General features: G+C 51.1%; 22 protein-coding genes and 1 pseudogene. 15 read left to right on the top strand and 8 right to left on the bottom strand.

Going from position 1 to position 24,857, the window contains the following annotated elements; all coding sequences use genetic code 11:
• Position 1 precedes the first annotated feature (1 nt).
• Positions 2 to 364 carry a VOC family protein gene (locus skT53_RS06715; RefSeq protein WP_200760336.1) on the top strand — a complete coding sequence of 121 codons (363 nt, stop codon included), beginning with the start codon at positions 2 to 4 and terminating at the stop codon, positions 362 to 364.
• Between the two features lie 150 nt (positions 365 to 514).
• Here skT53_RS06715 and skT53_RS06710 read toward each other — a convergent pair whose 3' ends face one another.
• From skT53_RS06710 to skT53_RS06700, 3 genes are all read right to left on the bottom strand, one after another.
• Positions 515 to 652, bottom strand: a complete 138-nt coding sequence (locus skT53_RS06710; RefSeq protein ID WP_200760335.1) for a hypothetical protein — start codon at positions 650 to 652, stop codon at positions 515 to 517.
• Between the two features lie 6 nt (positions 653 to 658).
• On the bottom strand, positions 659 to 1,099 hold the full coding sequence (locus tag skT53_RS06705; protein ID WP_200760334.1) for a hypothetical protein: 441 nt from the start codon (positions 1,097 to 1,099) through the stop codon (positions 659 to 661).
• A gap of 240 nt (positions 1,100 to 1,339) precedes the next feature.
• Positions 1,340 to 1,846 (bottom strand): TerC family protein, encoded by a 507-nt coding sequence (locus tag skT53_RS06700; protein ID WP_200760333.1) that lies wholly within the window; start codon positions 1,844 to 1,846, stop codon positions 1,340 to 1,342.
• A 202-nt stretch (positions 1,847 to 2,048) separates the two neighbouring features.
• Here skT53_RS06700 and skT53_RS06695 point away from each other — a divergent pair.
• The 13 genes and pseudogenes from skT53_RS06695 (at position 2,049) to skT53_RS06635 (ending at position 16,986) form a co-directional block, all read left to right on the top strand.
• Positions 2,049 to 4,392: pseudogene (locus tag skT53_RS06695) on the top strand (xanthine dehydrogenase family protein molybdopterin-binding subunit).
• Positions 4,379 to 5,218 carry an FAD binding domain-containing protein gene (locus tag skT53_RS06690; protein WP_200760332.1) on the top strand — a complete coding sequence of 280 codons (840 nt, stop codon included), beginning with the start codon at positions 4,379 to 4,381 and terminating at the stop codon, positions 5,216 to 5,218. The pseudogene skT53_RS06695 and the gene skT53_RS06690 overlap by 14 nt, the downstream one beginning before the upstream one ends.
• Complete coding sequence (locus skT53_RS06685; RefSeq protein WP_226375360.1) at positions 5,215 to 5,694, top strand: (2Fe-2S)-binding protein; 480 nt, start codon at positions 5,215 to 5,217, stop codon at positions 5,692 to 5,694. The genes skT53_RS06690 and skT53_RS06685 overlap by 4 nt, the downstream gene beginning before the upstream one ends.
• Positions 5,695 to 5,817: 123 nt before the next feature.
• Positions 5,818 to 6,909: a tRNA 2-thiouridine(34) synthase MnmA gene (gene mnmA, locus skT53_RS06680; protein WP_200760331.1), complete on the top strand. Its 1,092-nt coding sequence runs from the start codon at positions 5,818 to 5,820 to the stop codon at positions 6,907 to 6,909.
• Positions 6,887 to 7,294, top strand: a complete 408-nt coding sequence (locus tag skT53_RS06675) for a hypothetical protein (RefSeq protein ID WP_200760330.1) — start codon at positions 6,887 to 6,889, stop codon at positions 7,292 to 7,294. The genes mnmA and skT53_RS06675 overlap by 23 nt, the downstream gene beginning before the upstream one ends.
• A gap of 170 nt (positions 7,295 to 7,464) precedes the next feature.
• Positions 7,465 to 7,842, top strand: a complete 378-nt coding sequence (locus skT53_RS06670; protein ID WP_200760329.1) for a hypothetical protein — start codon at positions 7,465 to 7,467, stop codon at positions 7,840 to 7,842.
• 180 nt (positions 7,843 to 8,022) lie between these two features.
• Complete coding sequence (locus skT53_RS06665) at positions 8,023 to 8,829, top strand: YheC/YheD family protein (protein WP_200760328.1); 807 nt, start codon at positions 8,023 to 8,025, stop codon at positions 8,827 to 8,829.
• Between the two features lie 154 nt (positions 8,830 to 8,983).
• A complete protein-coding gene (locus skT53_RS06660; protein WP_200760327.1) occupies positions 8,984 to 9,757 on the top strand; it encodes a class I SAM-dependent methyltransferase in 774 nt (257 codons plus the stop codon).
• A 10-nt stretch (positions 9,758 to 9,767) separates the two neighbouring features.
• Positions 9,768 to 10,991 carry an o-succinylbenzoate synthase gene (gene menC, locus skT53_RS06655; RefSeq protein ID WP_200760326.1) on the top strand — a complete coding sequence of 408 codons (1,224 nt, stop codon included), beginning with the start codon at positions 9,768 to 9,770 and terminating at the stop codon, positions 10,989 to 10,991.
• 51 nt (positions 10,992 to 11,042) lie between these two features.
• Positions 11,043 to 12,416 (top strand): sigma-54 interaction domain-containing protein, encoded by a 1,374-nt coding sequence (locus skT53_RS06650; protein WP_200760325.1) that lies wholly within the window; start codon positions 11,043 to 11,045, stop codon positions 12,414 to 12,416.
• Positions 12,417 to 12,652: 236 nt separating this feature from the next.
• Entirely contained in the window at positions 12,653 to 14,035 is a 1,383-nt protein-coding gene (locus skT53_RS06645) for a GntP family permease (protein ID WP_200760324.1), read from the top strand.
• A gap of 144 nt (positions 14,036 to 14,179) precedes the next feature.
• Entirely contained in the window at positions 14,180 to 14,956 is a 777-nt protein-coding gene (locus skT53_RS06640; protein ID WP_200760905.1) for a 3-hydroxybutyrate dehydrogenase, read from the top strand.
• 65 nt (positions 14,957 to 15,021) lie between these two features.
• Positions 15,022 to 16,986: an AMP-binding protein gene (locus skT53_RS06635; protein WP_200760323.1), complete on the top strand. Its 1,965-nt coding sequence runs from the start codon at positions 15,022 to 15,024 to the stop codon at positions 16,984 to 16,986.
• A gap of 99 nt (positions 16,987 to 17,085) precedes the next feature.
• Here skT53_RS06635 and skT53_RS06630 read toward each other — a convergent pair whose 3' ends face one another.
• From skT53_RS06630 to skT53_RS06610, 5 genes are read right to left on the bottom strand one after another with little or no spacing between them, the layout of a single operon-like run.
• Positions 17,086 to 18,582 carry an o-succinylbenzoate--CoA ligase gene (locus skT53_RS06630; RefSeq protein ID WP_200760322.1) on the bottom strand — a complete coding sequence of 499 codons (1,497 nt, stop codon included), beginning with the start codon at positions 18,580 to 18,582 and terminating at the stop codon, positions 17,086 to 17,088.
• A 47-nt stretch (positions 18,583 to 18,629) separates the two neighbouring features.
• Positions 18,630 to 19,448 carry a 1,4-dihydroxy-2-naphthoyl-CoA synthase gene (menB, locus tag skT53_RS06625; protein ID WP_200760321.1) on the bottom strand — a complete coding sequence of 273 codons (819 nt, stop codon included), beginning with the start codon at positions 19,446 to 19,448 and terminating at the stop codon, positions 18,630 to 18,632.
• The gene (gene menH / locus skT53_RS06620; RefSeq protein WP_200760320.1) at positions 19,449 to 20,285 is read right to left on the bottom strand and encodes a 2-succinyl-6-hydroxy-2,4-cyclohexadiene-1-carboxylate synthase; all 837 of its coding nucleotides are present in this window, start codon (positions 20,283 to 20,285) and stop codon (positions 19,449 to 19,451) included.
• Complete coding sequence (gene menD, locus skT53_RS06615) at positions 20,282 to 22,078, bottom strand: 2-succinyl-5-enolpyruvyl-6-hydroxy-3-cyclohexene-1-carboxylic-acid synthase (RefSeq protein ID WP_200760319.1); 1,797 nt, start codon at positions 22,076 to 22,078, stop codon at positions 20,282 to 20,284. The genes menH and menD overlap by 4 nt, the downstream gene beginning before the upstream one ends.
• Entirely contained in the window at positions 22,068 to 23,504 is a 1,437-nt protein-coding gene (locus tag skT53_RS06610; protein WP_200760318.1) for an isochorismate synthase, read from the bottom strand. The genes menD and skT53_RS06610 overlap by 11 nt, the downstream gene beginning before the upstream one ends.
• A gap of 239 nt (positions 23,505 to 23,743) precedes the next feature.
• Between skT53_RS06610 and ltaE the strand changes: the two genes are divergently transcribed.
• Entirely contained in the window at positions 23,744 to 24,778 is a 1,035-nt protein-coding gene (ltaE, locus tag skT53_RS06605) for a low-specificity L-threonine aldolase (protein WP_200760904.1), read from the top strand.
• Positions 24,779 to 24,857 lie beyond the last annotated feature (79 nt).

Genomic DNA, 24,857 nt, shown 5'->3' with positions numbered 1-24,857 from the left:
AATGATCAAGCAAATCGCAACCGTTGCCGTATATGTAGAGGACCAACAGCGAGCTTTGCAGTTCTGGACGGATAAAGTCGGATTTGAGGTATTTGCCAACCATCCGATGGGACCGAACGCTAACTGGTTGGAAGTAGGCCCGAAAGGGGCGCAATCCCATCTGGTGATTTATCCCCGCGCGATGATGCCAAACTGGCAGGAACTGAAGGCCTCGATTGTGTTTGAGTGCGAGGACATTCAGGGCACGTACCGGCAGATGTCGGACAACGGAGTCGAGTTTCTGGAAGAGCCGAAAGCGATGGCATGGGGCACTTACGCCCGATTCAAAGATCCGGACGGAAACGAGTTCCTGCTGAAAGGCTGACATGTAAGTCATATCGATAAAAACAAGGCATGCCTGCAATCGATTCATCTGCGGGCATGCCGTTTGTTTTGGAAATTGTAAAAACCGGCCCGGTCGCAATCATCCCGTTCAGGTCTCTCATCAACCAGCAAGTGCGGTGGTCCGGCTTATTCAAGATGTTTCGGAAGCTCTCTCCTGATCAGTAGGTTTACCGCGTAAGAACCAAAAAACAAAGGTGGCGAGAAAAGCTCCCATAAAGAACACAGCGCTTTTGGAGGGTTTAATGGTGGGGAGATCTGTCAACGCCATTTCGGATCATCTCCTTGGGAAATGTTTCTGCACGCGGCATTTTTCAAAAACATGATCCTTAAACTCAGAGAAAAATTTCCGTGCGTCAGGCGAATACGCTACACGTTTTTCTTCCCCGAAGGCAGGGCCGCTCACTACGATAGTAAAGCTACCGTTGGTAATAAACGTGCCGATCACATTGATTTGATCGAGAATGAGCAGCAATGCGGCAATCGCATCTGCCGCATCGAGGACCAAATTCGCTTGTGGAACGGTTTCGATACCAATCGAACGGGCACTGCCGGTAATCGCCCCTCTTAACGAAAGGGAAAATCCTCCCTCCGTGGTAATAAAAACTCCGCCAATGGTGATTTGACCTGTGAGCAATAACACAACGGTGATCAGATCGAGAGTCCGGTGAATTGCTTGAACGGATTTCTCAAACCGGTTCTTGCCCCACTTGGCCATTCTCATCACCTCTATTGCATATCCTAAAATATTCTTAACGGATAAGGACTGTTCAGGGTGAGCGCCTAAATTGTTTTGAAATTGGGATAAGGATGTTATCGAATCCTAAACTTTTTGCGGAACTGATTGAGGTATCCGTACACAATTACGGCAAGAGCGGCACCGCCGGCAATGATCCGTATCTGGTTAACTCCGTGAAACGTCCAAAGAAAATTGACTGTCCTTTGGAATAGATCGTCTTTAAGCATTTGTTGCACGGCAATTTGCGCAATCATTCCAGCTGCCAAAATTTGTAACCCAGCCACGTAGAAGAAAATCGAAGTAATTGCCGGAAGCAACGAAAAAACAAGCCCCATGCTCAGAAAGATGCCTGCCCAAGATTTCAATCGGGCGATAAGAAAGCGCGGCTGTGGCCAGAATGTTATCCAAGCTGATCGTTAAGTCGGCAATGACTACCAGAAACGTTATAGAAAACAAAGAGGATTTTTTGCGGTATTGCACAGATTTTGCCATCTTAAGCGCAAGCAAAAAAGTGATCAAGCCGGAAATAAATTTGAGACCGGGGAATGAAGCAAGACTTTGCGCGAATAGAATACAAACGGTTCGACCAACTGTTAACGCTGCAATTGACAACAGGAGCACTCTCATGCGGGGGCCGACAGAGTGCTTTATAATCCCCGCAATCACAAATGCGTTATCAATGCTGGTAACCAAGTGCAGCAGAAAAACATGGATAACTGATTCCACGACGGAATCCTCCAATCATAAACTCTAAGGACAACATTATGCGAAGAATCAAAAAGAAATGTTCACTTCTTGCCTGAAATCCACCTTTCACAAATTTGGGCGAATGCACATATAGTGAGGAGGGTTCGGCGCCGAAGGGCCGAAAGGATTGCCGGGATTGGGGATACCCGGATATTGCCAAAACCGAGGGGGTGAGGGGAGCTTGAAGAATTTCAGAGGGGTCGGGGAAAGCGTTCCGAGGAAAGAAGCTTATGGCAAGGTTACAGGAGCGGCTAAATATACCAACGATTTTATAAGGCCCGGAATGCTTCATGCCAAAATGGTGACGAGCCCGTATGCGCATGCCAGGATCAAATCGATTGACACATCAGCCGCCTGGGAAAACCCAGAGATTCGGGCGGTGATAACGGGCCGGTTTTGCCCGGTTCTTACCGGTGAGGAAATCCGAGACAGACCTCCGATCGCGGTGGAAAAGGTCAGGTACTACGGTGAAGTGGTCGCCGTAGTCGTTGCCGATACCGAATATGAAGCCAAGAGAGGCGCCGAATCGGTTCGGGTGGAATATGATCCGTTGCCGGTAGTCAACTCGCCGAGTGAAGCCGTTCAAAGCGATGCCCCTCTGCTGCATGCAAATCTGGCGGATTATGAACGAACCGCAGAAGTTTACCCGGAGCCCGGCACCAATATAGCGCACCGTACCCGAATACGAAAAGGGAACATGGAGAAGGGATGGAGTGAAAGCGAGGTCGTTGTCGAATCGTTTTTTTTCGTTTCCCCCGTCCGATCATGCGGCGATGGAAACGCGCTGTGCGATTGCCGAAATTTTGCCCGACGGACAAATACAAATCGTTTCTTCCACACAAGGGCCGTTTATGGTGAAACGATTATTGAGTACTTACTTCAATATTGAACAGGGAAAAATCAACGTCATTACGCCTTTAGTAGGCGGCGCATACGGCGGAAAAGCGGCCGTACAGCTTGAACTTCTTGCGTATCTGGCTTCTGCAGCCGTTGGCGGTAGGGCTGTCAAAATCGTGAATTCCAGGGAAGAGGATTTTGTTACTTCCCCCGTTCATATCGGTCTGGATGCGAAAGTCAGGCTTGGATGCACAAACAGCGGCGAATTAAAAGCGGCTGAGATCCTCTTCTTGTTCGACGGCGGAGCTTATGGTGACAAATCAATTGATGTAAGCAGGGCTGCGGCAGTGGATTGTACAGGACCCTACCGGGTTGAAAACGTATGGTGCGATTCGTTGTGCATGTACACGAACCATCCGTACGCAACGCCGTTCCGGGGATTTGGCCATCCGGAGATGACGTTTCCCGTGGAAAGAACCATTGATATGCTGGCCCGAAAAATAGGGATGGATCGGTTGGAGTTCCGGCTGAAGAATGCGATTGGTCCGGGCGATACCACCCCTACACAAGCGCTTCTGGACTACAGCAACGTGGGGAACCTTCCCAAGTGCATAAACCGTTTGCGAGAACTCATTCACTGGTACGAAGGGGAAAGAGTCGAAATTGGCGACCATAAAGTAAGGGCAAAAGGGGTTTCTTGCTTGTGGAAAACATCGACGATCGATACGGATGCCGGATCGGGAGCGATTCTCACCTTTAATCGCGACGGCAGCATCAACCTGAACTGCGGGGTAGTCGAGATCGGAACCGGGACCCGAACGGTGCTCGCCCAAATAGTTGCCGAAAGAATGAAGATGGATGTGGGGCAAGTTCATGTCAAGATGGATGTTGACACGGAGGTCTCGCCGGAACACTGGAAAACGGTGGCAAGCAGGGGGACGTTTATGGCGGGAAGGGCCGTTCTGCAGGCGGCTGAGGACGCTATCAAACAACTGCGAAGCGTTGCCGCTATTGTCTTAAGGTGCCCACCGGAAGATTTGGAGATTGGGGAGGGGAGAGTCTTTTTGAAAGCGAACCCCGCTAGGGGGATTGCAATAAAAGACATCGCTCACGGGTACAAGTATCCGAACGGGAATGCGGTCGGCGGAGAAATCATCGGACGCGGGAGCTATATTTTAAGGCATTTGACGCATCTTGACCGAGAAACCGGAAGCGGAGTGCCCGGACCGGAATGGACAGTGGGCGCCCAGGCCGTGGAAGTCGAGTTGGATTTGAAAGAGTATACGTACAGGATTCTCAAAGCGGTCTCCGTAATCGATGCGGGGAAAGTAGTAAATCCCAAACTTGCGGAAGGGCAGATCATGGGGGGAATGAGCATGGGACTAAGCTTTGCCAGCCGGGAGTCTTTTTTGTTTGATTCGATGGGTATAGTTCAAAACCCTCAGTTTCGAACCTATAAAGTGATCCATTACGGGGAGAATCCGGAGTATAAGGTCGACTTTGTGGAAACTCCTCATGTGGATGGGCCTTATGGTGCCCGTGGAATCGGAGAACACGGTGTTATAGGGATGCCGGCGGCACTGGCGAACGCTTTATCCGTGGCAGTCCAAGCGGAACTCAATCAATTGCCGTTGCTGCCCGAGTACATCTGGAGAGTAAAAAAGGGAGACAGCGATGATCTCGTTTGATTTCGCTTACCACAGACCGCTTACCCTCCCTGAGGCGGTGCAACTGCACCAGTACCTGACTTTGCAGGAGAAACAGCCCGTGTACTATGCCGGAGGAACAGAGATTATCACCCTGGCCCGGATGAATCAGCTTTATACGAAAGCAGTCATTGACATTAAACGAATTCCTGAGTGCAACGTGCTTGAGTTCCGGCATGACAAACTGGTTTTGGGAACTGCGTTAACCCTCACGCAACTGGCAGAAGCCAATGTGTTTCCCCTGCTCACAGAGACCGCCGGAAGAGCGGCCGATCACACGGCGAGAAGCAAGATCACGCTCGGAGGAAACATCTGCGGTTCGATTATTTACAGGGAGGCGGTGCTGCCGTTTTTGTTGGCGGACAGCCAAGTGATGATAGCCGGAAAAAAGGGAATCCGGGTGGTTCCGATTCCTTATGTATTCGTTCCGCAATTGTGGTTGGAAGAAGGGGAATTTGCCGTTCAACTGATCACAGACCGGAGTTATGTCGATGCACCGTATGTTAGCGTAAAAAAGCGAAAGTTGGAAACCATTGACTATCCCCTCGTTACAGTTGCCGCACTGAAAAAGGAGAACCGGATCCGGACAGCTTTTAGCGGGCTAGTTCCTTTCCCCTTCCGTTCATTGGAGATGGAAGACATATTAAACAATCGACATCTTCCGCTTGAGACAAGAGTGGAGGAAGCGGTCAGGCATTTGCCGGGCCCGATAATCGACGATATACGGGGGTCAGCCGAATACCGAAAGTTTGTATTAAAGAATACGTTAACGAGTATTTTGAAACGGCTGGAAGAGGTGAGAGAATGACCCCAAAATTATCCGTGGAGATGGATGTTAATGGTGAAAAAAGAAATGTGGTCGCCAGGTCCGCCGATACCCTTTTATATGTTTTGCGGGAACAGCTTGGGCTGACCGGCGCAAAACCCGGTTGTCTGAATGGGGATTGTGGAGCCTGTACCGTGCTGGTGGACGGATGGCCTCTAAAATCCTGCATCATGCTGGCGGTTGAAGCACCGGGACATCGAATTACCACCGTTGAAGGCCTCAAGAATACATCCATTCAGCAAGCGTTTGTCGAAAAAAACGCCTTTCAATGCGGCTATTGCACGCCCGGATTTATTATGAACTGCTTCGGACTGGTCACTCTTCATCCGGACGCCGACGATGCGGTTATCGAAGAATGGCTGCAGTCAAACATCTGCCGCTGCACCGGATACGAAGAAATAAAAGAGGCTGTCAAGTGGGTTTTAAGTCAGGCGTCTTATTCGGGAAAGGGTATATGAAACAGGAACGCTGCGGCATGATCAAGAACAGTCGCCCCTCATTCGAAATTTCGTTCGCAATATGTTATAACGTAGGATAGGCAGTCATCTGTCGACAGTTTGAATGGATGGGGTGGGCAAGAGATGAACAAACGACCGGAAGAGACAAGGGTGATCTGCGGCATGTCGGGCGGCGTCGATTCGTCCGTCACGGCGCTTTTGTTGAAACAGCAGGGATATGACGTGATCGGCGTCTTTATGAAAAATTGGGACGATACGGATGAGTTCGGACACTGCACGGCAGAGGACGATTTTCACGATGTGCGGCGCGTCTGTGAACATATTGGCATTCCTTATTACACCGTTAATTTTGAGAAAGAATATATGGACAAAGTGTTCCAATACTTTCTGGACGAGTATCGCAAGGGACGCACCCCCAACCCGGATGTAATGTGCAACCGGGAAATCAAGTTCGGCGAATTTCTCGAAAAGGCGCTTGATCTCGGCGCGGACTATATCGCAACCGGACACTATGCCCAAGTTGATGAGGTGGACGGAAAATACCGCCTGTTGCGCGGGGCTGATTCGAACAAGGATCAGACCTATTTTTTGAATGCGTTGAGCCAGTATCAACTTTCGAAAGCGATGTTTCCGATTGGCCATTTGACGAAGCCGCAGGTGCGGGAAATCGCGCTGGAGGCGGGGCTGCCGACTGCGAAGAAAAAGGACAGCACCGGGATTTGCTTTATTGGCGAGCGGGATTTTCGGGAGTTTTTAAGCCACTATCTGCCTGCGCAGCCGGGGGAAATGAGAACCCTTTCGGGAGAAAAAGTGGGGCAGCATCAGGGCCTGATGTATTATACGCTGGGGCAGCGGCATGGACTTGGCCTCGGCGGCCAGGGGGAGCCGTGGTTTGTGGTGGAGAAAGATGTGGAACACAATATTCTCTACGTAGAGCGGGGGACGGAACATCCGCGTATGTATTCAAAAGGGCTGTTTGCCACCGATTTAAATTGGATCAGCGGCGATATTCCGGCGCAACCTGTCAAATGTACGGCCAAATTCCGTTACCGTCAGCCGGATCAGGGTGTGACCATTGAATTTAAAAAGGACCAAACCTGCGATGTATGGTTTGACACGCCGCAAATTGCGGTCACGCCGGGACAAGCAGTCGTTTTTTACGAGGGGGAAGTGTGCCTGGGAGGCGGCACGATTGACAAGGTATATAAAGATTAAACGGCAGCAATTGGACGACATGAGGAAAGAGTTGGAAACCACTCACTCAGTCGAGGAACGGGTCACGAAAGCGATCGACTACTTGCGATCAGAGAGGTTGTCTGATTGGAAAAGAATCTACTTGGACCTGTTGGCAAGGGCGATGTGGATGCCGAAGATGGCAAGTGAAACGAAAGCGTTGCAGGAGGAGCTGTTGGAAGTGATTTTGACGGCGCATAATGTATGGGGGGTTCAAAAGAAAGAATTGGCCCGCTTAGTGTTGGCGTCGCTGGACGGACTCGCAATGCAGTATCTGCAAGGTGTCCCGGAAGGGGAGATCGCATTGGCGTACAATTTATTGGAAAAGACGATTCTCCGGATGGTACAAACAGAAAAAGAATCTTAAAAAGATGTTTCTTAAAGGGGAGACGGAGAATGACCAGACTCAAGTTGATCGTTGGAGGTTTTGCAGTTTCAAGTATGTAGGCAGCAGGAAGCGGTATTGTTTCTGCAGCAGAAAACGATACCACCGCAGCCGCTGCACAGGCAGCAACCACTGCGCAAGCAACAACCGCTGTGCAAGCAGAAGATGCTGTACAATGGGCTACAAATGCAGGCCTTCTGGCTGAAATCCAGAACACGGTTGGAACGAACCGGGCAGATGTCCAAAAATATGCGGAAGCCATCAAGGCTCTTGTTGACAAAGGACTTCCGACAGTTGCACCGAAACAGGATCAAGCGCCAGACAATCAAGCTGCAACCTCTGCTGAACCGCAACAAGCAGCAGACGCTTCCAAAGCACAAGACAACCAGAATGCATCTACTACGGAAACAAAACAAGCACCTGATTCGCACGTGACACAAGGTACTCAATCTTTAAGTTCTACTACCCTGGCTCCAAATGCGACAATAGATACGACGAACAACTTGTTTGAATATCCTTATGTTTGGTAATCGGAGGATTTAGTTCTCTGCCGGAACTATTGTGATATTACAGAACCCGATGTGATTCTTCGCAGGGAGAATGGCATAGGGTTCTTTTTCTTGTGTCGAACCGGTCGGGTGTTGTATACCCTGTAACAGATGAAGTGCGCCGGAAGAGAAGGAGGCGGTTTTTCACTGGGAAGGGGAATCGTGGATCCGGAACGGGGATCGCTGAACAAATGGGAAATGTACAAGGCGCTGCAAGGCGAGCCAATCGGCCCCTGCCAGCTCCCTGTCACACATCTGCTGACGGGAGAAACGTTGCGCCAGATGCTGAAACGGTTTACAGCCGTATATGTGAAGCCGGCAGGCAGTTGGGGTGGAAACGGCATCAGCGTCGTAAAGCGACTGAAAGATGGCTATTCCTGGCAGTTGCAGGGGGAATCCGAACAGACTTATGTTTCCATACAGCCGCTTGCCGAACGCCTGACAAGATTTTACCAAGGATGCACCATCGTACAGCAAGCGATTGACTTTTTGCCCTATCAAAATCGGCCGTTTGATGTCCGCATTCATATGCAGCGGGAAGCGGATTGGAATTGGGTGTTTGCCGGAAGCTTGGCGCGCATTGGCGGGCGAGGTTCGATTGTTTCAAACGTTTTGATCAGCAGGGGGGCGGTTGAGCCAACGGCGCAGGTGCTTGCTTCTGTTTATCCAACTGCCGAGTGGGAGCAAATTGAGCACCAGCTTATCGAGATCGGGTACAGTATCAGTCTGATTTTAGAGGAATATAGGTTGTTTTACGAAATTGGGATTGATGTGGGCGTTGATCCGACAGGGACGCTTTGGCTGATTGAAGTCAATACGGATGATGCGTTAGGGGGACCGAGCCATCAACTGTTTGCCGAACTGCCTGACCGGTCCGTTTACGACCGGATGATACAACGTTTGCAAAAGCGGCAGCAGATGAGGGCGATGGATTTATGGCAGTTGTTTTTCTCATTGCCGACAGAATAAGCATGATCGGATTCATACAACTGGATTCATATAGGGTAAGCTCACTGCAGGGGCAGTGAGTTTTTTGTTTGTTATTGGAGGACCCAAAATTCCCGGAATGTATGTTATTTTGATAGAAGAATATCGGTAACCATTTGGAAGAGGGGGACTCCGTATGAACGCATCCTCACAAAACGATTGGAACGCCTGTTTGTACGATAAAAAAATCGGCTTTGTCTCTGAACTGGGCAAAGGGGTGGTCGATCTGCTCGATCCACAGCCCGGCGAACAGATTCTGGATGTGGGATGCGGGACGGGAGATTTAAGTGCGGAAGTGAAAAAACGTGGTGCAGTCCCGGTTGGAATTGACCTGTCCGAGAAGATGATCGAACAAGCCCGGTCCAAATATCCGTCCATCCGGTTTGAGGTGGCAAATGCGGAAACGTTTCGGATTGAATCGACGTTTGACGCCGTATTCTCCAATGCGGCCCTGCACTGGATGAGGCATCCTGAACAAGTGGCAGAGTCAATTTGGCTTGCCTTGCGCCCTGGCGGTCGTTTTGTCGCCGAATTTGGCGGAAAGGGAAATGTGGAGACGATTATACGGGGGATTGGTGAAGTGTTGGCCGAATCGTATGGAATCAACGCGGATGAGCGCAATCCGTGGTATTTTCCAAGCGTCGGCGAATATGGAAGTCTGTTGGAAGCGCAAGGATTTCGCGTGATCTACGCGGTGCATTTTGACCGGCCAACCGTGTTGCAGGACGACGAGGGTATGATGGATTGGCTCAATATGTTTGCAGATGATTTTTTGCAAGGATTTACGGAACGGGAGAGAACCGAGGCGCAGAAACAAATTGTGGCGCGGCTGCGGCCGATTTTGTATCAGGCGGGGAAATGGATGGCCGATTATAAGCGGATCCGCGTAATGGCCATAAAAGAAAGGTGAAACAAGCTGTATGTTGGTGGATCGGATCGTACTGCGCAAAGTTCGCATGCAATTGAAAACCCCTTTCGTCTCAAGTCAAGGAGCGGAACATCAGCGCACTGTGCTGATTGTGGAAGCCTATTTGGGCGATCGGATCGGATACGGTGAAATTCCTGTTTTGTCAGCTCCGTACTATAACGAAGAGACGGTGGGTACGGTCTGGCATGTGGCAGAATCGTTTTTAGTGCCTGTTCTGTTTCAAACCGATTGGCAAACGCCTATAGATGTAGCGGACGCCTTTCGTCATGTGAGGCGGAATTACATGGCAAAATCAGGTTTGGAGGCAGCCGTCTGGGATCTCTACGCGCAGCTATATGGGGTTTCCATGGCGGAAGCGCTGAACGGTGTGCGGCAGATTCAGACGCCGAGTGGGCCGGGCGGGAAGCGGCAAGAGGGCATGGCGCAACAGGAAACAGGGGGGCAACAGGAAACAGTAGGTCCACAGGAAACGCCGGGTGGTTTACGGACACGGGTGGAAGCGGGTGTCAGCATTGGCATTCAGCCGGATACGAAAACGCTGCTAAAGCTGATCGAAGGTTATCTGTCAGAAGGCTACAGACGAATCAAAATCAAAATCCAGCCCGATTGGGATGAAATTCCACTGCGGGCGATCCGTCAAGCGTTTGGCCCGGTCCCGCTGATGGCAGACGCGAATTCGGCCTATACACTGGCGGATGTGGATCGTCTTCGCAGATTGGATGAATTTGGACTGATGATGATCGAGCAGCCGCTTGCCCATGACGATATCATCGATCACGCGAAACTGCAGCGGGTGATCGATACACCGATCTGTCTCGATGAAAGCATCGTTTCGGCGGAAGATGGCAGACGGGCCGCTGAGCTTTGCAGCTGCAAAATCATCAATATCAAGCCCAGCCGTGTGGGAGGACCGACGGAGGCTGTCCGGCTGCATGACATTTGCCGTGCAAATGGAATCCCTGTCTGGTGCGGCGGCATGTTTGAATCAGGCATCGGCCGTGCGTTTAATATCGCGTTGGCCGCATTGCCGAATTTTTGCCTGCCGGGGGACATTTCTGCATCGAATCGCTATTGGCAGGAAGACATCATCGAGCCGGAAATCGTAATGGAAACAGACGGAACAATTGGGGTGCCTGCTGTCGCAGGGATGGGATTTGCGGTAAAACGGGAACTGCTTGACCGTCTTACGATTGAAAAGAAAGAATATGAAAGATAACAACGCATAGAATTGGGGTCATCATGTACAGAGAGAAAAAGGAGGATTCGCATGATAGACCGTGACTCCCCAAACTATCACCAATTGCTTGAAGCGGTCTTGGAAAACGCGTATGAAGCGATTGTGGTGACCGATCCTGACGGTAAAATACTTCTGATGAACCGATCCTATTGTGATTTTCTCGGAGTGAAAGATGTAATCGGTCGGAATGTAACGGAAGTAATTGAGAATACGCGCATGCATGTGGTCGCCGAAACCGGAAAGCCCGAAATTGCACAGATTCAGCGGATCCAGGGGCAAGATATGATTGCCAACCGGATTCCAATTTTTCAAAATGGTAAGTTGGTTGCCGTTCTGGGAACGGTGACTTTTCAGGACGTACGCCAACTGCACGCATTGGCGGCTACCGTGGACCATCTAAAACAAGAACTGGCCTATTACAAAAGGGAATTTCGCCTCAAATTGGGCGCCGTCTACCATTTTGACCAAATTGTCGGTACCAGTCCCAAGATGCTTGAGGTAAAGAATTTTGCTCAAAAAGTAGCGAAAAGTGACACGACTATATTAATTACAGGGGAAAGCGGTACGGGAAAAGAGTTGTTTGCCCACGCCATTCATGCAAAGAGCAGACGGGAAATGGGACCTTTTATCCGTGTGAATTGTGCGGCCATTCCGGACACATTGTTGGAGTCAGAACTGTTCGGATATGAGCAGGGAGCTTTTACTGGGGCTCTGCAAAAAGGGAAAAAAGGGAAGTTCGAGCTTGCTGACCATGGTACGATCCTGCTTGATGAAATAGGCGATATGCCCTTGCCGCTACAAGCAAAACTCTTGCGGGTGCTGCAGGAAAAAGAGGTGGAACGGGTGGGGGGGATACGCCCCATCCCGGTCGATGTCCGGGTGATTGCTTCCACGAACCGGGATTTGCAGAAGAGCATCTCGGAAGGGAGGTTCCGGGAAGATTTGTTTTATCGGCTGAATGTCGTGACGCTAACCATCCCGCCATTACGGGAGCGGCTGGAAGATATCCCCGAACTGGTCAGTGTTCTGTTGGATTCGTTAATGGAGTCAACTGGCATCATTGTAAGAGAAATTCAAGAAGATGTTTATGATGTGCTCAGGCAATACACTTGGCCTGGAAATGTTCGTGAACTGAGGAATGTGTTGGAAAGAGCGCTGCATGTGATGGAAGGGAACCGTCTGACGGCAAAATGTTTGATGATCCAGACGTCTGAAAAAGGGTTGCCTGCTTCTTCCAGGGTGCCCACTCTAAAAGAAAGCCTGGAATTTGCAGAGCGAGAGGCAATCGCGAAAGCTCTTGCCGAAACGGGAGGAAACAAACTGAAAGCGGCAAAATTGCTGGGAATCAGCAAATCAGGATTTTATCAGAAGCTTGAGAAATACGGATTTTCTGCAGATAAATAAGAGGTCCAGAAATTTGGAGTCGAGTCCAGATTTTTGGACTTCTTTCTTTATGCTGTGAAATGAATATGTCAGGGTTTGTCGAAAAAAGGACAAGTTGCCTGTTTCCAGAATTCTGGACTGTTTTTTTGGGGGGTAACTGCTAAAATCCTTTCAGAGCAAAGGTGGCATGAATCTTGCTTATTTTCAAACAACAGACAATAAATTGTCACAGTTTGAACAGGAGAGGATGGGGTTACATGTTTATCGAAGTGTTAGCAATTCTTGTCTCACTTGGGTTGCTGATGTATTTTGCTTATCGGGGGTTCCCGGTCATCGTATTTGCACCGATCTTCACTTTGCTGGCAGTCATTTTATCCGGTCTTGCCTTAATGCCCAGTTATACAGAAACGTTTATGACAAACGCAGCCAACTATGTGAAATCGTTTTTTCCGATATTTCTGTTAGGTGCGATCTTCGGAAAGGTAATGGAGATGAATGGAGCAGCCGCTTCGATTGCGCAAACCATAGTAAGAGCGCTTGGTTCAAAACGGGCTATCTTATCAGTGGTGTTGGCGGGTGCTATTTTGACTTATGGAGGCGTGTCGCTTTTCGTGGTGGCGTTTGCGGTTTATCCGTTTGCGGCAGCGATTTTTCGAGAGGCGAATATTCCGAAACGCTTAATTCCCGGAACCATTGCGCTTGGCGCCTTTACATTTACCATGGATGCGCTTCCCGGTACACCGCAAATTCAAAATATTATACCGACCGCCTATTTTGGCACGGATGCTTATGCAGCTCCGATAGTAGGGATTATTGGAGCCATTATGGTATTTTCCGGCGGAATGCTCTGGTTGGAGCGGCGGCGCAAGCAGGCTGAGGCGGTCGGCGAGGGATATGGCGAGGGGCATATTAACGAACCTGTGCTGAATCATGAAGAGAAGTATCCAAATATTTGGTTGTCCATTTTACCGCTGGTTCTGGTGCTGTTGTTCAACTATCTTTTAAGCAGAGGCTTCCTGACGGTGAACACTTGGTATGATCCTGCCATGCTGAAAAAGAACTTTAATATTGCTGACGTGAAAACGGTTTCATCTTCTTGGGCATTGATTATTGCCCTCACGATCGGTGTTGTGGCCGCTTTGCTGATTAACGTGAAGCGTGTGCAAAACAAACTGGCTGCGGGACTGACAACGGCTGCAATGGGTGCGTTATTGGCGATTTTTAATACCGCATCCGAGGTGGGTTTTGGAAATGTAGTAAAAACGTTACCCGGTTTTAAGGCGATTTCAGGTTGGATTCTAGGGGCAAGCAATCATCCGTTGGTTTCCGAGGCAGTGGCGGTAAACGTGCTGGCCGGAATTACCGGATCTGCGTCAGGCGGAATGTCGATTGCACTGGAAGTGATGGGAAAGCAATATCTTCAATTGGCTCAATCAGCAGGGATCAGTCCTGAACTTTTGCATCGGATCGCTTCTATGGCATCAGGCGGTATGGATACACTGCCGCATAACGGCGCAGTTATTACGCTTCTCGCGATTACGGGTCTTACACACCGTCAATCCTACAAAGACATTTTTGCTGTCACAGTAGTTAAAACATTGACAGTCTTTATCCTGGCATTCGCGGTTTCGATTTTTTAGGTGGTGCAGGTCGGGGTGTAACATATGAAACTGCACTCGACTGTGGAGCAGGTTCATATTTTTTATCGGAATTCAACGCCTGGCTTGTATGTTGAATGAGTTGGCAAAATAATTTTTCACAAAGGGGTGGGTTTGGTGGAGAAAATGTTATCGCAAAAAATCGCCTTGGTCACCGGAGCCGCCAGCGGAATCGGACTGGAAATTTCCCGCACATTTGCAAGGGAAGGGGCGACTGTGGTCATCTCCGACGTGAATGAAGAAGCGGCCTTTAGAGCGGCGCTTCAGTTGCAAAGTGATGGTTATAAAGCGCTGGGGGTAACATGTGATGTAACAAATGAAGATCAATTTCAAACATGCATCGAGACAGCGGCTCGCTCCTACGGAAGGATTGACATATTGGTCAACAACGCCGGGATGCAATATGTATCCTCAATTGAGGATTTCCCGACCGAAAAGTTTGAACGGATGGTTAAGATTATGTTGACTGCCCCGTTTATAGGAATTAAGCATGTATTCCCCATCATGAAACGGCAAGGCTATGGTCGAATCATCAACATCGCTTCGATCAACGGATTGGTCGGGTTTGCCGGTAAAGCCGCCTATAACAGTGCAAAGCACGGTGTAATCGGTTTGACAAAAGTGGCTGCTTTGGAAGGAGCGGCACACGGGATCACGGTCAATGCATTGTGTCCAGGTTATGTGGATACCCCCTTGGTGCGCAACCAATTGGAGGATTTGGCGAGAACCCGGAATGTTCCGTTGGAAAAGGTTTTGGAAGAAGTGATTTACCCATTGGTGCCACAGAAACGCCTGCTTTCGGTGGAAGAAATTGCCGATTACGCAGCGTTTTTGGCAAGCGAGAAAGGCAGGGGGATTACGGGCGTGCCCGTTGTAATAGATGGGGGATACACGGCTCAGTGAGCTGTGTATCCCGTAAAATGTAAGGGAAAAAGACAGAATAACATATTGAATTGGGGAGTGGAAAAATGAGTAAAGCAGTATGGTTTCCCGATCAATCCCTGATCGAATCGACACGCCTTTATCAGTGGTTGCAACAATTGGGATTCAAGAACTATGACAGTTTCTTGCAAGCCACAGTAAATGATATTGCATGGTTCTCGAGGGAAGCGGAGAAAGCGCTCGGTATCGAGTGGTTCCGCCCCTACAGCCAATCCCTGGATTTATCACGTGGCATCAAATGGCCGAATTGGTTTGTGGACGGTCAACTGAATGTGTTCCACAATACGGTTGTAAAGTGGGCGAACAACCCTGAGACATCCGAGCAGGTCGCTCTGATTTGGGAAGGGGAAGATGGGGCGGTTAGGCGCTACACCTTTGCGGAGTTAAGTGACTGGGTCTCCCGGGTTGCGGCGGGATTACGAATACAGGGGATTCAAAAAGGGGATCGTATCTCCATTTATATGCCGATGATTCCGGAGACTGTCGTAATCATGTTGGCCGCTGCCAAAATCGGCGCCGTCTTCTCGCCGTCTTTCTCCGGTTATGGAGCCGATGCAGTGGCCAAACGGACAGGTGCATCTTCAGCAAAAATGTTGGTAACGGCAGACGGTTTTCTACGCCGGGGGAAGGTAGTTGCCATGAAAGAAGAGGCGGATCGGGCAGCTGCCCTGTCACCGGCGCTTGAGAAAGTGGTTGTTGTCCGCCGCTTGGGGCGCGACATTTCATGGATGGAAGGTCGGGATGTGGATTGGACCGTATTGGAAGCCGGGGCTTCGCAATCAGGCGGTTCCGCCAAAGATGACGCATTATTCCGTACGGAAGCGATGAACAGTTCGGATCCTTTAATGCTGCTTTATACATCCGGTACCACAGGCAAACCGAAAGGAGCTGTGCACACGCACGCAGGGTTCCCGATCAAGGCTGCATTTGATGCGGGATTCGGAATGGATGTAAAGCAAGGAGAAACCCTTTTCTGGGTAACGGACATGGGCTGGATGATGGGGCCGTTTTTGGTATTCGGGGCACTTTTGAACGGAGCCGCTACCGTCCTTTATGAAGGCTCGCCCGATTATCCGGAACCGGATCGCCTATGGAAATTGGTAGCGGATCACCGCGTCACACATCTGGGAATTTCGCCCACACTGATTCGTTCTTTGATGAAGCATGGCGAATCGTGGGCGAAGAAACATGACATCAGCAGCTTGCGTGCGATCGGTTCAACCGGCGAACCTTGGAATCCGGAACCGTGGATGTGGCTATTTGAAAAAGTGGGAAACAGCCGAATCCCTATTATCAATTATTCCGGCGGAACGGAAATCTCCGGAGGGATTCTGGGCAATGTACTGCTGAAACCGATTGCTCCGATTACATTTAATTCGCCGCTTCCGGGGATGGATGTTGACGTATATGATGAGAACGGGCACCCGGTTCGCAATGCGGTTGGCGAATTGGTAATCAAACAGCCTTGGGTGGGCATGACAAACGGTTTCTGGCAGGAACCGGAAAGATATGAAGAAGCGTACTGGAGCCGTTGGCCCGACACTTGGGTGCACGGTGACTGGGTGATATTGGATGACGAGGGGTTTTGGACGATTACGGGACGGTCGGATGATACGCTAAATATTGCGGGTAAACGTGTAGGTCCTGCCGAAGTCGAGTCTGTTCTGGTAAGGCATGAAGCGGTGGTGGAAGCGGGTGTGATTGGTGTTCCGGATCCGATTAAAGGTGAGACGGCAGTCTGCTTCGTGGTTGTAAAACAGGGAGTGGAAGCAACGCCCGAATTGGAAAAGGAACTTCTTGATCTTGTCGCTGACAACATGAGCAAGGCGCTCCGTCCGAAGGCTCTCTATTTTGTAACGGAACTGCCGAGAACCCGTAACGGTAAAATCCTGCGCCGCGCAATGCGTGCCGCCTATCTGGATCGTGACGCAGGCGATCTGTCCTCACTGGAGAATCCGGATGCAGTGGAGTTTATTCGCAAATTAACGTAACCGAATTATTCTACAACTGCCAGATAAAAGATATTGCCAAATAGAAAGCGTAAAGAAAGCCGGACAGAGAATTGTCCGGCGATTGTTTTGGGAGTGACACTAGCGAGCCCCGGCTTCTTCCCGGAACAGATCGGCCAATAAGCGGCGCAGCAGTTTGTCAGACGCGTTGCGCGGCAACTGGTCGACAAACTGGATGCGCTTCGGTACTTTGTAAGAAGCAAGCTGTTTCCGACAAAATTCGATCAGTTCCGCCTCGGTCACCGTCTGATTTTCCGTCAGTTTGACTGCCGCGACCGGCACTTGTCCCCATTTTTCATCAGGGATGCCGGTAACGCCCGCCTCTTTGATCGCATCATGCGCCAGCAAGACCGACTCCACCTCTGCCGGGTATACGTTTTCACCGCCGGAGATGATCAGGTCCTTGCGGCGATCCAATACGTACAAATATCCTTCTTCATCCAGGTAGCCAAGATCGCCCGTATGCAACCAGCCGTCACGCAGCGCTTCCTTTGTTGTCTCCGGACGATTGTAGTAGCCAATTGTCACACTCGGTCCGCGTACCGCGATTTCACCCACTTCACCGGCTGGCAAAATCTGCCCGTCCAGCTCGATCCGCAATTCTGCCGGCAGCAGCGGCTTGCCTGCCGAGCCCAGTTTGCGGATGGCGTCCTCCGGCGACAGCGTGACGATTTGCGATCCGGTCTCCGTCATCCCATAGGTTTGTACGACCGGAATATTTCTCCGTTCACAATCTTCCAGCAGCGGCAGGGGGGCGGGCCCGCCGCCAAGCAGAACACAGCGCAGGGTGTCCGGATAAGGGCGGTCTCCCTGTTCCTCCAACATGCGGAATAACATATGGCTGACAACCGAAATGATGGTGACACCGTCTTCTTCAATCGAGCGGTTGACGGTTGCCGGATCAAACGATTCATGCACAATCACGGGCATTCCGTAAATTACGCTGCGCATCAGAATCGACAGACCGCTTACGTGAAAAAACGGGACACAGGCCAACCAACGGTCTGTTTTTTCAAGTCCCAGGTTAAGCGAAGATCCGATCGCGTTCCACCAATGGTTGCCGTATGTGAGCATCGCCCCTTTTGGCCGACCGGTCGTACCGGATGTATAAATGATACAATATGTATCAGACAGGCGGATTCGATCCCGCAGAACGGCGTTACCGAACGGAAGTTCACCGATCGAATTGCGATTCAACTGCGTCAACGAAGGGAGCAACTCGCCGATTTCAGCCGCCTTCTCCGTGTGAATGTCGTCAAAAACAAGCAGTTTGGCTTCTACGTCGGTCAACTGCCAGACAATCTCGGAGGCGGTCAGACGAATGTTCAAGGGGACCTGAACCACTCCCAAACGGCTTAACGCGTGAATCCACACCGCCGTTTGCACACTGTTGCGCATCAGCCAGGCTACTTTATCCCCTGCCTGAATGCCAAGTGATGCCAATCGTTTGGCGATTTCCTCCGCCTGCCTGTACAAATCGGCGAATGTCAAGCTTTCTGTTTTTCCTTTAACCGCAATCTGATTCGGCATTCCTGAAGCCCGTCGGGAAAGCCAATCGGGCAACCAATCTCCAGACATGTCTGTCACCTCGAAGTCAATCGAATCAAATCCGGAGTCCGTTTTGATCACGGGAAGCGCGGGAACTTGGAGAAGTCAGGCGGCCGTTTTTCGAGAAACGCGTTTTTGCCCTCTTTCGCTTCATCGCTGAGGTAATAGAGCAGTGTCGCATCGCCGGCCAACTGCTGAATGCCAGCCAGGCCATCGGTGTCCGCATTGAACGATGCTTTCAGGAAGCGAATCGCCATCGGGCTTTTCTCCAAAATTTCTTTCGACCATTGAAGCGCTTCCGCTTCCAATTGATCGAGCGGCACCACGGTGTTGACCAGTCCCATGTCGAGTGCTTGCTGTGCGTTGTATTGGCGGCACAAATACCAAATTTCGCGTGCTTTTTTATGTCCTACCACACGAGCCAAGTAGGTGGCCCCGTAGCCGGCGTCAAAGCTGCCGACTTTCGGTCCCGTTTGGCCGAACACCGCATTTTCCGCTGCAATGGTCAGGTCGCAGACAAGATGCAGTACGTGTCCGCCACCGATTGCGTAACCTGCTACGACCGCAATCACCGGTTTTGGGATGGTGCGGATCAGCCGTTGCAGATCGAGCACGTTCAAACGGGGTACTTGGTCTTCCCCTACATAACCGCCTTCACCGCGAACACGCTGGTCGCCGCCGGAGCAAAATGCTTTGCCGCCGACACCTGTCAGCCAGATGACGCCAACGCTGTTATCTTCTCTGGCTGCCGCAAAAGCGTCGAGCATTTCCATCACCGTCTTGGGACGGAATGCATTATGTACCTCCGGTCGATTGATTGAGATTTTGGCAATTCCTTCATAGGTTTCATACAGAATGTCTTCATATTGCCTGGTTTGTTTCCATTCTACGGCCATTTATGAACCCTTCCTTTTCCCTTGTATATTTGACTGGAAAAACTCCAACACAAGCTCGTCAAAAACATCAGGCTGCTCCAAATGCACCGTATGACCGGCATTGGGGACCACCTCCAGCCGGGAGCGAGGCAACCGGTTGTTCATCTTATGGCCGATCGAGACATATTTGTCGTCCCATTCACCGGCGATCAACAGCACAGGCATGTCCAGTTCCTGCAGTCTGTCGTGCAGCGGGGATTGCATGCCGGTTCCCATGCCGCGCAGGCTGTTTGCGAGGCCAGCAGGTGAATTGCGGAGCCGCTGTTCCCGAAGCCCTTTGCGAATATCTTCCGGCAGCTTTTGCTGGCTCTGAAAAAGCGGGATCGACTGCCAATAATCGATAAACGGCAAAATCCCATCCCGTTCGATTCGGTCAGCCAGTGCGTTGTCATTTGCGATTCGCGCCTTCCGTTCGGCTGCATCGGCGATGCCGGGCGAGGCGCTTTCCAACACTAACGCCGCCACACGTTCCGGCGCAGCATTGGCAAGCTGTAAGGCAACCCGTCCTCCCATAGAATAACCCAGCAATCCAAATCGATCAATCTGTAACTGGTTCATCAGTTCCAAAAGGTCCGCCACACAGGCTTCCATCCGGTATCTGTCCGCATCGTGCGGAGAATCAGAATCACCGTGCCCGATCAAATCGACTGTGATCGTACGAAAAAAAGGGTTCCAACAGGAGACATGCGGCTGCCAAGTCCGGCTGCTGCCTGTAAAACCGTGCAAAAGAAGGAGCGGGAATCCGTTGCCTTGAATATCCGCATTCAGCGAAATTCCGTTTATGGCATAGCGGGTCATAGGGTTTCCCGCTTTCGCCCGTTGTCCAACATATCGGATACCGCTTTCCAGATCTGGCGATGCTGCCTGACATTCAATTGGCGGTCTGTTCGCAGCTCGATCACATGCAACCCGTCTCCCTCGAGAGCAGAGGTGACGCTGCGTCTGAAGGTGTCCCAATTTTCCGGGCGGGTAAACGATCCGCCGTACATTTCGACCGCCTTTTCGAAGTCCAGGCCGATCGGGGTGCCGAACAACGTTTCAAAATGGCGCGGGTGTTCCGCCTGCGGCAAAAAGGAGAAAATGCCGCCCCCGTCATTGTTCAACAGAATGATCGTCAGATGAAGACCGTGTCGTTTGGCAGCCAGTAAACCGTTCAGGTCATGGTAGAAGGACAGGTCGCCAATCACCAGCACAACCGGACCCTCCGAGGCAGCCGCCGCCCCCAGCGAACTGGAAACAATGCCGTCTATACCGTTCGCTCCCCGGTTGGCCAGAAAGCGGATGTCCTGATCTTTACGCGGGAAAAATGTGTCCTGATCCCGTACCGGCATACTGTTTCCGACATATAAGACGGAGCCATCCGGCAATAAATCGGCCAATTCGGTAAACACGCGCCCTTCAAACGGTTCCTGCATGGAAAGTACAGTGTCCTGCATCGCCAGTTCCGTTTGTTCATTTGCCGTCTGCCAGATTTTCAGCCAGCTTGCGTCGCCGCGAACCGATACCGCAGGGACGCCCGATAAACCGCTCTGTGACGCAAGCTGTGCGTTAAGCTCCTGACAGAATAAAACGGGAGAGGCATGCACCAACTCGGTTGCCAGTAAGGTCGGTTCATTCCATCGCTCGATCGTATCGACAACGATTTGTCTGCAGGCGGAGTGACGCTTCAAATAAAGCAGAAGCGGTTTGGAAACGGGCATGGCGCCAAGCCGGATCACCACTTCGGGAACTGTATCCTCGACAAAACGGGAATCCCGCAAAAACGCGTCATAGCTGTTGATCACCACATCTTTTCGATGGGAGCCGCAACGAACCTGCGACAAAGGATCGGCCAACACGGGATAACCCAGTGTTTCCGCCAACGCCACCACCGATTTTGCAAAATCGGGCTGGTCAAGCGGACCGCAAACGATCAATCCGTTTGCAGTCCGGCGCAGCTGGTCGGCCAATTGCTGCATCTGTGGCCCTGACAAATGATGTTCGCCCCTGATGGCAGACACATAGGGCTGCTCCGCCGTTCTGGCAAAACTGTTTGCCTCTTCCGCAGCAGAAGGAACCAGCGGTTCCCGCAGCGGAAAATTCAAATGAACAGGGCCGGAGGGGGCTGTGGCGGCAACTGCTGCAGCTCTGGAGGCGACGGTACGTACATAGCGGAACATATCCGGGGTCGTTTCCGGCAGCGCCATTTCCGTAAACCATTTGACATGCGTACCGTACAAGCGCAGTTGATCGATCGTCTGAGGCGCCCCAATATCCCTCAATTCATGCGGACGGTCAGCTGTCAATACAATCAGCGGCACCCGACCGTGAAACGCTTCTACCACTGCCGGAAAAAAATTGGCGGAAGCCGTTCCTGACGTACAGACAAGCGCCACTGGTTCCCGCAGCGTTTTGGCCATCCCTAAAGCAAAAAAAGCGGCTGAGCGCTCGTCGATATGAATCCATATTCGAAAACCGGGATGATCGGCAAATCGCATCGCCAATGGCGTGGAGCGTGACCCTGGGCAGATGCAGACATGTCTGACGCCGCTGCGCGCCAGTTCGTCAATCAAGGCACCCAGGTAGTGGTGGAGCAATTCCTCATTTTTCATTGTGGTGTCCCCCCAAAGCGGAAAGCATCGGCCGCAGTTTTAAACAGGTTTCCGCATATTCGTCCTCCGGGTTGGAGTCGGCTACAATCCCGCATCCGGCAAACAACCATGCGTCTCTGTTGTCAATCAGCGCCGAACGCAGCGCGACAGCATATTCCCCGTTGCCTTGCGAATCGACCCAGCCGATGGGAGATGCATACCAGCCGCGGTCCATATTTTCCAAAATACGAATCTGCTGGATGGCCTCCTCACGGGGGAATCCTCCCACTGCCGGTGTCGGATGCAGCTCGGGCAACAGGGACAGAATCGTTTCATTTGGCTTCAATGTTCCGGTTACGGGCGTATACAGGTGTTGAATGTATTGAAGTTTCATCAGTTCAGGCTGATTTTTCGCCTGTACGGTTTCACAAAATGGCTCCAGTGTATGCTGCAGCATATCGACAACAAAAGCGTGTTCCGCCCGATTTTTCATATCGTTGCGCAAATACTCGGCCAGTTCCCGGTCTTCCGTTTCATTGTTGCCACGGGCAATCGACCCGGCCAAGCATGCGGCGTCGACCCGACTGCCTTGGACGGCAGTCAACCTTTCCGGTGTGGCTCCCAGGAAACAGCAGCTTCCTCTGGAAATGGCAAAATGATAGCAGTCCGGCTGCATTTCCAGCAGATTGCGAAGCACATCGGCAGGACGGAACGGCTGCTCGGACCGGACAAGTACTTTTCTGGCCAGCACTGTTTTTTGCAGTTGGTTTTGCAAAATCTTGTCCACCGCTTGGGAAACGGCCTGTTTCCAGTAAGCCGCATCTCCCTGGTCCACTTTCAGCGCGGCAGGTGATTGCGGTTCCCGCGTAGGGTTGCTTTCGCTGCTGCCGTTTAACAGAGCATACTGTTTCTTGATCAGTTCATCAGCCAGTTTGCAGGCATCATCGGATGCTCCCACCATCACGTTGACAGTTATCCAGTACCTGTTATTTGAGACGGTAAACAGAAAACCGGGTATCATAAGCTGTGCATCGGGGTAGGCCCGCCAAATTTCGTCTTTGTTTGGCTGCAAAGGATCAAATGAGAATCCCCCCAGCCACAATGGACCGGTGCCGGGAATCTCGGCCGGTGCAGACTGGAGTGTAACCTGTTTAATCTGTTTCAGTTGCTGAGTGATTTGCCGCCAGCGTTGAGTGCCGTTTGCTTCTGCTGTGACCGCTGAACCGATTCCTGTCAAACGGAGCGACCTGTCCGGTGTCGACCAATACATGCACTCGTTTACAAGTGTCATTCCGGAGCGAAATATTTCCACCGCATCAAAAACGGGAGCTTCCGTTGTAAAACTGCAAAGAATTTGACGCTGGAGGGCGGTTGCCCGTTTGATGCCTCGCGCCAAAAACTGCTGCAATTGCTGTTGATTTGTCAGCATCAGATTCGAAATTACCATAATCAATCGTCCCTTTATCACCAACTTGTCCGAAGAATTCCTGACAAGCAGAGATTGACATTCAAAACCAGAATAAATCTTTCTTTCGGAAGGGTCAAGAATGAGGATTTTCTGCTGTTGCCATTTTTCTTACCATTACTTAAATTATTTGTTACAATGAAAGCATAGCAAATCAGTCGGAAATATCGGTCTGACAAGACGCAGGTTTCATCTTGCAGGGAGTGAATGTATCTTTGAGAATCATCGATTTGCGAAGCGATACGGTAACTCACCCGACAGATGCCATGCGCCAGGCGATGGCTGCTGCGGAAGTGGGCGATGATGTATACGGAGAAGATCCTACCGTCAATCGGCTGGAAACATTGGCGGCAGAAAAGCTGGGGAAAGAAGCGGCTCTGTTTGTAACAAGCGGAACACAGGGAAATCAGCTGGCTGTTTTATCGCATGCCCGTGCAGGCGAAGAAGTGATTTTGGAGGCTGAATCCCACCTTTTTTATTATGAAGCGGCTGCTGCTTCCGCTCTGGCGGGAGTTCAGACGCGCCCGATCGTGGGCGTACGGGGCGCCATGCATCCGCAAGAAGTGGAGCGGGCGATTCGCGGCAACGACATCCATGTTCCGCGCACCGCTCTGATTTGTTTGGAAAATACGCATAACCGTGCCGGCGGAGCGATTGTGCCGCTTGCCAACATGCGCTCGATTTACGAAATGGCCCGCCAAAAAAATGTGCCCGTGCACTTGGATGGAGCGCGTATTTTTAATGCGGCGGTTGCGCTCGGTGTAGATGTGCGCGAATTCACCGCCTATGTCGATACGGTGCAAATTTGCTTCTCAAAAGGACTCTCGGCGCCCGTTGGTTCCCTGCTTGCCGGTTCACGCGAGTTTATCGAGCAGGCCCGCCGATGGAGAAAACGGCTTGGCGGCGGTATGCGTCAGGCCGGCGTGATTGCCGCTCCCGCTATTCTGGCGTTAACCGAGATGGTGGATCGATTGGCGGAAGATCATGCGAATGCCAAACGGCTTGCACATTCACTGGCGGAAATGAAGGGATTGCAGTTGGATCCCGCTTTGGTGGAGACTAATATTGTAATTGCGGATGTGTCACAAACGGGCCTGAGCGCTGTCCAACTGCTGGAAAAAATGAAGCGGGAAGGCGTTTTGGCGGCCGATTTCGGCAAGTCGTTAATCCGATTTGTGACCCATAAAGATGTGAACCAATCGGATGTGGAAGAAGCGGCCAGGCGGGTGCATAAAGCGCTGCAAACGGTTTGGTAAAGGAAAGTATTCGTAGAGGAAAAGCATTTCCGTTAAAAGGAATAGCACCTGAATCTTTAGGCAGCAAGGATGGATGGCA

This window comes from Effusibacillus dendaii (assembly GCF_015097055.1).
Taxonomy (GTDB): domain Bacteria; phylum Bacillota; class Bacilli; order Tumebacillales; family Effusibacillaceae; genus Effusibacillus; species Effusibacillus dendaii.
This window is presented reverse-complemented; position numbering and strand designations above follow the sequence as displayed.